Below are 10,484 nucleotides of genomic sequence, written 5' to 3'. Positions count from 1 at the left end.
GGCGTGGAGCGCGTCCTTCCGGGCGGCATCGGCGAGATGGGCGCGACCGGTGATCCCTGGCGCGTGGCTGCAGACGCCGGCGAAGACGAGGCTCATCGCGACGTCAACGGATCAGCTCGTCGGCCGAGACCAGGAGCGAGTGCGGCACCGTGATCCCCAGCGCCTGGGCCGACTTCAGGTTGATGACGAGCTCGAGCTTGGTCGCCTGCTCGAACGGCGTCACCGCCGGCCTGGCGCCCTTGGCGATGGCGTCGGCCATGGCTGCAGCGCGCCTGAAGATCGGCGGAAAGTCGACCTGGTACGACGCCAGCCCGCCGCCTTGCAGCCAGTCGCGACCGCCCATGACCGCCGGCAAGCGGTGGCGGGCCAGCAGCTCGTGGATGCGTGCGCGATGGGCCCAGAAGGTGGCGTCTGCGAACACGAGGATGCCGTCGCAGCCGTCGCGCTTCATCGCGTCGAAGGCGCCCTCGAGTTGATCCGGCGTGCGTGCCTCGAACACCCGGATCGGCGCGCCCAGACTTCGCTCGACGTCCGGCAACCCTTTGTCGAAGAGAGCGCGGGAAAGGGTCGCGGGATTCACGAGGACAGCGACGCGACGCGTCGACGGCACGAGCTCCCTCAGGAGTTGCAGCCGCTTGGCGAAGACCTCGCCGCCGAGCGAGCTGATCCCGGTCACGTTGCCGCCGGGACGCACGAAGTCGGCCACCAGGCCGTTCTCGACCGGGGTATCCACCACCGCTGCCACGATCGGGATCGTCGTCGTCGCGCGTTTGGCAGCAAAGGCCGGGGCCGGGCCCATGGTGACGATGACGTCGGGCTCGAGCCGCACCAGCTCCGCGGCAAGGCCAGGCAATCGGTCGGGCTGACCCTCGGCCCAGCGGAAGTGGATCTCGAGGTTCTGCCCTTCGACGTAGCCCAGTTCGCGCAAGGCTTGCCGGAACGGGTCGACCGCGGTGCGAAGGGCACTCGCATCGGGCGAGATGCCGCCGAGAAAGCCGACGCGGACCCGGCGTGTCTGGGCGATGCCGGCCAGCGGAACTGCCAGGCAAGCGGCAACGATGCACAGCGTCCGCCGACGCGTCAGTGCCATCTCACACGCCCGCCACTTTGTCGTCGGTCGACGTCGTCATCGCATAGATCCCGGCGCGGACCCGGCCGTAGCGGCGCACGCCTTCTCGCATCGACTCGATGTAGTCGGCCCAGGCCATCCCGAGCAGCGCCGCGAAGTGCATCAGCAGCTGGCCGTTGCAGCCGAGGACGTAGAGCTTGCCGATGTCGCCGGCGAGGATCGCCTCGCGCTCCTCGGCGTCGAGCTCGTAGTCGTTCAGCAGCTCGGGCAGGCTCTCGCGGAACCGCTTCTGCACCGCCTCGTCGCGGTTCAGCTTGAACAGGAATTTCTGCGTCGCGTAGAGGCTCACGGCGCACCCCATCTCGGAATGTGATGGTCGGTGATGGACACGCAGACGTTCTTCGGCTCGCAGAACACCTCGTAGCTCCAGGTGCCGCCTTCGCGGCCGGTGCCCGACGCCTTGGTGCCGCCGAAGGGCTGGCGCAGGTCGCGCACGTTCTGGCTGTTGACGAAGCACATGCCGGCCTCGATGGCGGCGGCGACGCGATGGGCGCGGCCGATGTCGCGGGTCCAGACGTAGCTCGACAGGCCGTAGGCGACGTCGTTGGCCTGGGCGATCGCGTCGGCTTCGTCCTCGAAGGCGATGAGGCAGGCGACCGGGCCGAAGATCTCCTCCTGGGCGATGCGCATCCGGTTCTGCACGTCGCCGAACACGGTCGGCACGACGAAGTTGCCGTCGCGAACGCGGTCCGGCACGCCCGGCCGGTCGAGCCCGCCGCAGAGCAGCGTCGCGCCCTCCTCGCCGCCGAGCGCAATGTAGTTGCGCACCTTCTCGAGGTGGGCGCGGCTGATCATCGGCCCGACGATCGTCTTCTCGTCCATCGGATCGCCGACGGAGATTCGCGACGCGCGTTCGGCGAAGCGGCGCGCGAACTCGTCGTAGATCGGTCGCTGGACGAGGATGCGCGAGCCGGCCGTGCACCGCTCGCCGTTGTTCGAGAAGATCATGACGACGGCGGCGTCGAGGGCGCGCTCGAGGTCGGCGTCGGCGAAGACGACGAACGGGCTCTTGCCGCCGAGCTCCATCGAGAACTTCTTCAGGCCGGCCGTCCGCACGATGCGGTTGCCGGTCCGCGTCGAGCCGGTGAAGGAGATGGCGCGCACGTCGCCATGGGCGACGAGCGCTTCCCCGGCCTCGGCGCCGTGGCCGTGCACGACGTTCAGCACGCCGGCGGGAACGCCGGCCTCGAGCGCCAGCTCGCCGAGCCGGGCCGCGCTGAGCGGCGACAGCTCGCTCATCTTCAGGACCGCGGTGTTGCCGAAGGCCAGGCACGGCGCGACCTTCCACGTCGCGGTCATGAACGGCACGTTCCAGGGCGAGATCAGGGCGCAGACGCCGACCGGGTGGAACAACGTGTAGTTGAGGTGCGTCGGCGTGGGGTAGGTGTGGCCGTCGACGCGGACGCACATCTCGGCGAAGTAGTGGAAGTTGTCGGCGGCGCGCGGGACGAGCTGCTTCCTGGTCTGGGCGATGACCTGGCCGGTGTCGCGCGTCTCGGTCTCCGAGATCGCCGGCACGTCGGCGGCGATCAGATCGCCGAGCTTGCGCATGACGGCGGCGCGGCGGGCCGGTGCCGTCGCCGCCCAGGCCGGGAACGCGGCCCGCGCCGCCGCCACGGCCGCGTCGACCTCGGCCGCGCCGCCGCGGGCGACCTCGGCGAGCACTTCCTGCGTCGCCGGGTCGACGGTCTCGAAGCAGTCGCTGCTCTCGACGGATCGGCCGTCGATCAGGTGCCGGATCCTCATGCGGGCCTCCCGGGCGCGGCGGGCGGGGTCGGAGCGGAATGCGCGGCCGAACGGCCGAACACGTCGTCGCCGACGATGCGGTTGACGAGGCGACCGATGCCGTCGATCTCGCACGCCACCTCGTCGCCGACGCCGACGTCGACGACGCCCTCGGGCGTGCCGGTCAGGATCACGTCGCCCGGCGAAAGCGTCATGAAACGGCTTAGGTACTCGATCAGGAAGGCGATGTCGAAGACCAGATCGCCGGTGTTGCCGCGCTGCGTCTGGCGCCCGTTGACGAAGGTGCGCAGCCCGAGCCGCGGCGGCCAGGCGACGGCGTCGGCGTCGACGAGCCAGGGCCCGAGCACGGTGCCGCCGTCGCGGTTCTTGACGCGCAGGTTCGGCCGGTACCAGTTCTCGAGGTAGTCGCGGACCGCGTAGTCGTTGCCGACGGTGTAGCCGGCGACGTGGGCCTGCGCGTCGGCGCGTGCGACGCGGCGCGCCCGGCGACCGATCACCACCGCCAGCTCGCACTCGTAGTGCATGAAGGTGGCGTCGGTCGGTCGCCGCGTCTGCCCCAGGTGACCGAGCAGCGTGCCCGGTCCCTTCAGGAAGACGAGCGGCTCGTCCTGCGCCTTGAACGCGAGCTCCCGGGCGTGGTCGGCGTAGTTGAGGCCGAGTGCGATGACGGTGCCGACGTCGAACGGCGGCAGCCACACGACGGCGTCGGCGTCGACGACGCGGCCGTCGGCCAGGCGCAGCCGGGTCTCGTCGCTGCCGGACGGCGTCGCCTCGTGGATGGCGCCGGCGTAGGCGACGCGGGCGCGCTTCACGACACACCCTCGCCGGCCCGGGCGACCCGAACGTCGAGTCGCTCGAGGCCGTCGATCTCGACCTCGACGTGCGCGCCGGCGCGCACGCGCGGCGCGTCCGGCAGGGCGCCGGTCATCAGGATGTCGCCGGGCGCAAGCGTCATGAACTCGGTGACGTCGACGATCAGCCGCGCTGCGGTACGCACCCGGTCGCCGGTGCTGCCCTGCTGGACCAGCCGGCCGTCGATCGAGACGCGGATGCCGAGCGCGTCGGGATCGGCGATGCGGGCCGCCGCTGCGACGGCCGGCCCGAGGGCACACGACGCATCCCGCGCCTTGAAGCGCACCTGCGGCCGGAAGTAGTTCGCGTGCGGAACGCTGAAGTCGACGACGACGATGTAGCCGGCCACATGCGCCAGCGCCTCGGCTTCGCGCACGCCGCACGCCGTGCGGCCGACGACGATGCCGAGCTGCGCCGCCGCCTCGAGCTCCGGCACCTCGCCGTCGACGAGGACGACATCGCCCGCGCCCACGATCGTGTTCGGCGGCTTCAGGTACAGGACGGCGCCCTTCGGCGCGGCCTGGTAGGGCGGCTGCTGCACGGCCGCGCCGAGCGCGGCGAGGGCCGCCCGGCTGTTCAGCAGGCTGCCGTAGACGGTGCCGCTGAGGCGAAACGGCGCCACATCGAAGCAGGGGCCCCGGGCCGGGGCGATGGGCGGCATGGCGTCCCGGTTGATCGCAAGGGATCAGGCCAGCGGCGACACGCCGGTCAGCCAGCGGTGGCCGCCGGCGATGAACAGGACGTACACCAGCAGGCCGCCCATCAGGGCGATGGCATCGTTCGCCGGCCGGGCCGCCGCCGCCGGTACTGCGTGCACTTCGGCCGCGGGGCGCCGCTTGACCGAGATCAGGTCGACGACCGCCCAGGCCAGGAAGCCGCCGAACAGCAGCAGGTCGGCCGCGGTCCCGTTGGCAAGCAGGTGCGCCGCCGCCCAGAGCTTGACCGCGAGCAGCATCGGATGGCGGGCGGCGCGGCGGATGCGCCCGGGCAGGTACGCTGCGAAGAGGAGCGGAAACACGGGAAGCATCAGGGCCAGGGCGAGGTGGCGGAGCCCGGCCGGCGGCGTGTAGACAACGACCGGGGCTTGCCGCGCCATGCCATAGCCGACCACGATCAGCGCCAGGCCGACGGCTGCCGCGATCGAGTACAGCCCTTTCCAGGCCCGTTCGCCGCGCTGCGCCACCTGGGCCGCACGCCACCCCGGCGCCACGATGGACACGCAGTGAACGCCGAGGAAGATCGCGAGTCCGGCCAGCAGCACGAGCATGCGCCGATTGTGGCGCGGATCGTTCCGCGATCCGGACCCGGGCCCGCTCAGGTCGGCGCATCGCGAGCCGCCAGCATCGAGCGCAGCCTGGGCTTGACCCACAGCCACGAGACGATGCCGATGCTCATGAGGCCGAGCGACGTCGCCGCGAGTCCCACGGCGGAGTGCATGACCAGGGGCGCGATCACGCCGGCGACCAGCCCGTTCGCGACGCTGCCGACGCAGGCCTGGAACGACGAGGCCATGCCGCGGCGCTCGGGCACCAGGTCGAGGACCAGCAGGGTGACGACCGGGACCATCATGGCCCAGCCGAAGGAATAGATCGCGATCGGCAGGAGCGCCCACCAGGCGTTGGCCTCGAACAGCAGGTTGAGCCCCAGGTTCAGCACCGACACGGCGGCCATGATGAGGAAGCCGTAGCGGATCTGCCGCGACGGCTTGACCCGGCCGGCCATGCGCCCCGAGAGATAGGCGCCGCTCATGATCCCGGCGATGCTGAGCACGAAGAACCAGAAGAACTGCTCGGGCGCCAGCTGCAGCACCTCGCCGAGGAAGACCGGCGTCGACAGCACGTACAGGAACATGCCGTTGAACGGGATGCCGCTGGCCAGGCAGAGGGTGAAGAAGCGCGGGTCGCTGGCCAGGCTCCAGTAGCCGCTCATGAGGTTGCGGACGTTGAAGGGCTGCCGCTCGCTGGCGTGCAGGGTTTCCGGGAGCAGCTTCCAGTTGGCGACGAACAGCAGCACGCCGATGCCGGTCAGGAACCAGAAGATCGAATGCCAGCCGGCGTGGACGAAGAGGAAGCCGCCGATCATCGGCGCGATCGCCGGCGCCACGCCGAAGTAGATCGTCACCTGCGACATCACGCGCTGCGCGTCGGCGGGCGGGAACATGTCGCGGATCACCGCCCGCGAGACGACGATCCCGGCCCCCGCCGACATGCCCTGCAGGGCGCGGAAGAAGACGAGCGCGCCGATGTGCTGCGACAGCGCGCAGCCCGCCGAGGCCAGGGTGAACATCGCCAGGTCGACGAGCACGACCGGCCGACGGCCGAGGCTGTCCGACAGGGCGCCGTGGAACAGGTTCATGACGGCGAACCCGAACAGGTAGGCCGAGAGCGTCTGCTGCATCTCGACCGGCGAGGCGCCGATCGCCCGGCCGATGCCCGTGAACGCGGGCAGGTAGGTGTCGATCGAGAAGGGACCGAGCATCCCCAGGCAAGCGAGGAGGACGGCCAGGGCCCACGTCGGCGCTTGCCAGATCGTTCTTGCGTCGGGATTCAAGGGTGCTCGATGCAGCCATGCCGGGACTGGCATAGCTCGGAAAATGTGTGAAGCGAGCCGATAGGCCGGATTCTGTGCAAGCGCCGCGCCTTGCAGCGCGGCGCCCGTGACCGCCATTCCTCTGGGCCGGGCATCGCTGCCCGGCTCGTGCTACCTACCCGCCGGCTCGTGCGGAGCCACACTTCCAGGCCCGGGCCGAGACCCGAGGCCGACGCCGGCCTATTTGGTATTGCTGCGCGTAGAGATTGCCCGTTTCACCCGGCCGCCGCCTTGCGGCTGCGGCCGACTCGTCTCTGTTGCTCTGATCCTCACCTCGCGGTGGACAGCCGTTGGCTGCTACGCCGCCCTGTGCAGTCCGGACCTTCCTCCAGCGCCGCCCGAAAGCGGCCCCAGCGGCGGTCTGGCTCGCTTCACGCATGAATTATCGGGCGAACGTCCCGGCACCGTTTCGCCGGCGCGACACTGGATGGCAACGCTGCGCAGTGCGCTTGAAAACGGCCGATAGCGGGTAGACTGCACGGTTGCGGGGCCATGAGCGCCGCTCTCGCTTGCGTCAACCGATCCGCTGTTGCCGCGTTTTCATGTCAAGTCTCGCTCCTGAACTGCGTTTTCCCGAGCGGCGACTTCGTGAAATGCCCCATCCTCAATGCAATGATCAGGAGATATCAATGAACACGAAACTCGCTCTGAGTGCTGTCGCCGCCGCAGTCGCCCTCTTCTCCCAGGCCGCCCTGGCCCAGAGCGCCGCTCCCGCAGCGCGCGCCGACGTGAAGGCCGAAGCTGCAACCGGCGCCAAGGCCAAGCCGGGCGAAGCGACGCCGAACCTCGGCGCCTCTGCGCCGATGTCCACCAAGACCCGCGCCGAGCGCAAGGACGACACCAAGGCTGCCGCTTCCACCGGCGATCTGAGGCCGGCCGGACAGATCGACCCGAAGGCGGAAGCCGCGGCCCGGAAGTCGGGCACGATGAAGAGCCGTGAAGAGCGCAAGTCGGAGACCAAGGCCGCCGTCAAGACCCCGGCTGGCGAAGCTGCGCCGGCCGCAGCCGACGTGCCGAAGAAGCAGTAAGCATCTCCCTGGGGCGCTCGATGAGTGCTCCGCAAGAAAAGGCGGCCCCGGCGACGGGGCCGCCTTTTTTCATGGCCGGTTGTTGCTGGCCCGGCCGCGCCGGTACTGCACGGAGTTCGGCCGGCTGGCCGGAAGGAGGACGAGTTCGTCCGGGTACTTCCTGAAGAGCTTCGTCGAGGAAGCACCTTTGGACAGCAGCCCGGCCTTGCGGAGCGCCTCGGCAGCGACGTTCAGCTCGACGGGGTCGCCCGATGCGAGCGCCGGAATCAAGTCGAGCCAGGCCGCGAGGTCTTCCGGCAGCGGCGGTGCCGCGCGCGCCGCCGGTGCGGCCGGCCGACGTGGGTTCGGAGCCTGGCGCGGGTTCGTCGGCGAGCGCTCGACCACCCTCCGGCCCGGGGCCCGGGCCGGCCGCACCGCAGCGCCCCCCGCGCCCGCACCGACTGCTGCCCGGCGGCCCTGCGGCAAGTCGACGAACTCGTCGTAGATGCGCGGCGTCTCTCCGCCGGTCTTGCCGGCTTGGCCGATGCCTTCGACCCGGCAGCCGCGCTCGCGCAGGTGGATGACCAGCGGCGCGAAATCGGAGTCCGAGGCGACGATCACCACCACGCCGGGAGCCTCGGCGCCGCAGAGCTCGACCGCGTCGATCGCCAGGGCGATGTCGGTGCAGTTCTTGCCGCTGGTCGCGTTCACCATCGCCCGGATGCCGTGTTCACGAAGGAAGGCGAGGTTCTTGGTCGCGAAGTCGGCGCTGCAGTAGCAGCGGCGGATGTGGATGGCGCCGTGGCGCGTCTTGATGAGCTCGATGGCGCCGCCGATGACCTCGAGCGACATGCCGTCCGCGTCGATCAGGAGGGCGATGCGTTGGCGGTCGATCATGCGACCACCGATCCGCCGGCCAGGCGCCAGTGCAGGGTCTCGCCGCCGCCGAGCGGCTTGACCACCGTCTCGCCGAAGGGCAGCTCGTCGGGGAGGGTCCAATCCTCGCGGCGCAAGGTCACGGTCCCAGCGTTGCGGGGCAGGCGGTAGAAGTCGGCGCCGGCGGTGCTCGCGAAGCCTTCCAGCTTGTCGAGTGCACCGGCACGATCGAAGGCTTCCGCATAGAGCTCGAGCGCGCTGAACGCGGTGTAGCAGCCGGCGCACCCCGACGCGTTCTCCTTCAAAAGCGCGGCATGGGGAGCGCTGTCGGTGCCGAGGAAGAAGCGGCCGCTGCCGGAGGTCGCGGCGGCGACCAGCGCGACGCGGTGCGTCTCGCGCTTGAGGACCGGCAGGCAATAGTGGTGCGGCCGGATGCCGCCGCTGAAGATAGCGTTGCGGTTGTGGAGCAGGTGGTGCGCGGTGATGGTGGCCCCCGTGTGTGAACCCGCCTCGGCGACGTATTGCGCGCCTTCGCGGGTGGTGATGTGCTCGAGAACGATCCTGAGCTCCGGAAAGTCGCGACGCAGCGGCGCGAGATGGCGATCGATGAACACCGCCTCGCGATCGAACACGTCGACCTCGGGATCGGTGACCTCGCCGTGCACCAGCAGGAGGATGCCTTCGCGCTGGGCTGCCTCGAGGGTCGGGTAGGTCCGGCGAAGGTCGGTGACGCCGGCGGCGCTGTTCGTGGTCGCACCGGCAGGGTAGAGCTTCATGGCGACGACGCCGGCCGCCCGGGCGCGGCGCATCTCGGCGGGCGGCGTGGCGTCCGTGAGGTACAGCGTCATCACCGGCTGGAAGTCGAGCCCGTGCGGCACCGCCGCCAGGATGCGGTCGCGATAGGCCAGCGCCTGCTCGACATCGACCACCGGCGGGCGCAGGTTCGGCATGATCACCGCCCGCGCGAACTGGCGCGCGCTGTGCGGCACCACCGCCTGCAGCGCAGCGCCGTCGCGGACGTGCAGGTGCCAGTCGTCGGGGCGAACAATCGTCAGCTCGGAAACCATCGCCGATTGTCGCCGCCGCGGCGGCGAAGGCGCTCGCGGGCTCAGTGCTGGAGGATCTTGGAGAGGAAATCCTTGGCCCGCGGTGAGCGGGCGTCCGGATCGCCGAAGAACTCGTCGCGCGTGCAGTCCTCGACGATCCTGCCCGCGTCCATGAAGATGACCCGGTGGCTCACCTTGCGCGCGAAGCCCATCTCGTGCGTGACGACCATCATCGTCATGCCTTCCTTGGCGAGCAGCACCATCACGTCGAGCACCTCGCCGACCATCTCCGGGTCGAGCGCCGACGTCGGCTCGTCGAAGAGCATGACGATCGGGTCCATCGAGAGCGCGCGCGCGATCGCCACCCGCTGCTGCTGGCCGCCCGAGAGCTGGCCAGGGTACTTGTCCTTGTGCGCCATCAGGCCGACGCGGTCGAGCATCTTCAGGCCGCGCGCCAGGGCGTCGTCCTGGCTGCGGTTGAGCACCTTGATCTGCGCCAGCGTCAGGTTCTGCGTCACCGTGAGGTGCGGAAACAGCTCGAAGTGCTGGAACACCATGCCGACGCGGGAGCGCAGCTTGGGCAGGTTCGTCTTCGGGTCCTTGAGCGAAATTCCGTCGACGACGATGTCGCCTTTCTGGAACGGCTCGAGGGCGTTGACGGTCTTGATCAGCGTCGACTTGCCGGAACCCGAGGGCCCGCAGACCACGACCACCTCGCCCTTGCGGATGGTGGTCGTGTTGTCGGTCAGCACCTGGAAGCTGCCGTACCACTTCGAGACGTTCTTGATGTCGATCATGTTGTTGCCGCTCTCTGACGCTGCCGACCGCTGCCGTCAGCGAATGATGGCGATTCTCTTCTGCAGTTGGCGCACGAGCATCGACAGGCTGAAGCAGATGACGAAGTAGACGACGGCGGCGACGAGGTAGGTCTCGACCGGCCGGTTGAAGTTCTTGCCCGCGACCTCGAAACCCTTGAGCAGGTCGTAGGCGCCGATGGCGTAGACGAGCGAGGTGTCCTGGAAAAGGATGATGGTCTGCGTGAGCAGCACCGGCAGCATGTTGCGGAACGCCTGCGGCAGCACGATGAGCTTCATGCACTGGGCGTAGGTCATGCCGACCGCGTAGCCGGCGCTGACCTGGCCCTTCGGCACCGACTGGATGCCGGCGCGCATGATCTCCGAGTAGTAGGCGGCCTCGAAGACGGTGAAGGTGATGATCGCCGACAGCTCGGCGCCCATC

At 69.8% G+C, this 10,484-nt stretch carries 12 protein-coding genes and 1 other RNA gene; 1 reads left to right on the top strand and 12 read right to left on the bottom strand.

Features of this window, described 5'->3' with window-relative positions:
- Positions 1 to 103: 103 nt before the first annotated feature.
- The 8 genes from AC30N0_RS01965 to rnpB form a co-directional block, all read right to left on the bottom strand.
- The gene (locus AC30N0_RS01965; RefSeq protein WP_489516259.1) at positions 104 to 1,090 is read right to left on the bottom strand and encodes an ABC transporter substrate-binding protein; all 987 of its coding nucleotides are present in this window, start codon (positions 1,088 to 1,090) and stop codon (positions 104 to 106) included.
- Position 1,091: 1 nt separating this feature from the next.
- Complete coding sequence (locus tag AC30N0_RS01960; RefSeq protein WP_489516258.1) at positions 1,092 to 1,418, bottom strand: aromatic ring-opening dioxygenase subunit LigA; 327 nt, start codon at positions 1,416 to 1,418, stop codon at positions 1,092 to 1,094.
- Positions 1,415 to 2,875, bottom strand: a complete 1,461-nt coding sequence (gene hpaE / locus AC30N0_RS01955; protein WP_489516257.1) for a 5-carboxymethyl-2-hydroxymuconate semialdehyde dehydrogenase — start codon at positions 2,873 to 2,875, stop codon at positions 1,415 to 1,417. Before hpaE ends, AC30N0_RS01960 begins: the two co-directional genes overlap by 4 nt.
- On the bottom strand, positions 2,872 to 3,687 hold the full coding sequence (locus AC30N0_RS01950) for a fumarylacetoacetate hydrolase family protein (RefSeq protein ID WP_489516256.1): 816 nt from the start codon (positions 3,685 to 3,687) through the stop codon (positions 2,872 to 2,874). The genes hpaE and AC30N0_RS01950 overlap by 4 nt, the downstream gene beginning before the upstream one ends.
- On the bottom strand, positions 3,684 to 4,388 hold the full coding sequence (locus AC30N0_RS01945) for a fumarylacetoacetate hydrolase family protein (RefSeq protein WP_489516255.1): 705 nt from the start codon (positions 4,386 to 4,388) through the stop codon (positions 3,684 to 3,686). Before AC30N0_RS01945 ends, AC30N0_RS01950 begins: the two co-directional genes overlap by 4 nt.
- 24 nt (positions 4,389 to 4,412) lie before the next feature.
- Entirely contained in the window at positions 4,413 to 4,994 is a 582-nt protein-coding gene (locus AC30N0_RS01940; protein ID WP_489516254.1) for an NnrU family protein, read from the bottom strand.
- A gap of 47 nt (positions 4,995 to 5,041) precedes the next feature.
- Positions 5,042 to 6,277 (bottom strand): multidrug effflux MFS transporter, encoded by a 1,236-nt coding sequence (locus tag AC30N0_RS01935; protein WP_489516253.1) that lies wholly within the window; start codon positions 6,275 to 6,277, stop codon positions 5,042 to 5,044.
- Positions 6,278 to 6,322: 45 nt separating this feature from the next.
- An RNA gene (rnpB, locus tag AC30N0_RS01930) (RNase P RNA component class A) lies at positions 6,323 to 6,689 on the bottom strand.
- A 169-nt stretch (positions 6,690 to 6,858) separates the two neighbouring features.
- Here rnpB and AC30N0_RS01925 point away from each other — a divergent pair.
- On the top strand, positions 6,859 to 7,344 hold the full coding sequence (locus AC30N0_RS01925) for a hypothetical protein (RefSeq protein ID WP_489516252.1): 486 nt from the start codon (positions 6,859 to 6,861) through the stop codon (positions 7,342 to 7,344).
- Positions 7,345 to 7,413: 69 nt separating this feature from the next.
- Here the strand turns inward: AC30N0_RS01925 and AC30N0_RS01920 are convergent, their stop codons facing one another.
- The 4 genes from AC30N0_RS01920 to AC30N0_RS01905 form a co-directional block, all read right to left on the bottom strand.
- Entirely contained in the window at positions 7,414 to 8,220 is an 807-nt protein-coding gene (locus AC30N0_RS01920) for an NYN domain-containing protein (protein WP_489516251.1), read from the bottom strand.
- A complete protein-coding gene (gene pyrC / locus AC30N0_RS01915) occupies positions 8,217 to 9,266 on the bottom strand; it encodes a dihydroorotase (RefSeq protein WP_489516250.1) in 1,050 nt (349 codons plus the stop codon). Before pyrC ends, AC30N0_RS01920 begins: the two co-directional genes overlap by 4 nt.
- A gap of 41 nt (positions 9,267 to 9,307) precedes the next feature.
- Complete coding sequence (locus tag AC30N0_RS01910; protein ID WP_489516249.1) at positions 9,308 to 10,042, bottom strand: amino acid ABC transporter ATP-binding protein; 735 nt, start codon at positions 10,040 to 10,042, stop codon at positions 9,308 to 9,310.
- 36 nt (positions 10,043 to 10,078) lie between these two features.
- Positions 10,079 to 10,484: amino acid ABC transporter permease (locus AC30N0_RS01905; RefSeq protein ID WP_489516248.1), on the bottom strand; the 406-nt coding region annotated here is incomplete at its 5' end.

This window comes from Rhizobacter sp. (genome assembly GCF_031412495.1).
In the GTDB taxonomy this organism is placed as follows: Bacteria; Pseudomonadota; Gammaproteobacteria; order Burkholderiales; family Burkholderiaceae_C; genus Schlegelella_A.
Note: the sequence above shows the minus strand (reverse complement) of the source record. Positions and strands in the feature narration are given on the sequence as shown.

Coding starts and splice junctions, on each gene's coding strand:
- AC30N0_RS01965 (WP_489516259.1), bottom strand. CDS start 1,090: ATGGCACTGACGCGTCGGCGGACGCTGTGCATCGTTGCCGCTTGCCTG.
- hpaE (WP_489516257.1), bottom strand. CDS start 2,875: ATGAGGATCCGGCACCTGATCGACGGCCGATCCGTCGAGAGCAGCGAC.
- AC30N0_RS01945 (WP_489516255.1), bottom strand. CDS start 4,388: ATGCCGCCCATCGCCCCGGCCCGGGGCCCCTGCTTCGATGTGGCGCCG.
- AC30N0_RS01940 (WP_489516254.1), bottom strand. CDS start 4,994: ATGCTCGTGCTGCTGGCCGGACTCGCGATCTTCCTCGGCGTTCACTGC.
- AC30N0_RS01925 (WP_489516252.1), top strand. CDS start 6,859: ATGTCAAGTCTCGCTCCTGAACTGCGTTTTCCCGAGCGGCGACTTCGT.
- AC30N0_RS01920 (WP_489516251.1), bottom strand. CDS start 8,220: ATGATCGACCGCCAACGCATCGCCCTCCTGATCGACGCGGACGGCATG.
- pyrC (WP_489516250.1), bottom strand. CDS start 9,266: ATGGTTTCCGAGCTGACGATTGTTCGCCCCGACGACTGGCACCTGCAC.
- AC30N0_RS01910 (WP_489516249.1), bottom strand. CDS start 10,042: ATGATCGACATCAAGAACGTCTCGAAGTGGTACGGCAGCTTCCAGGTG.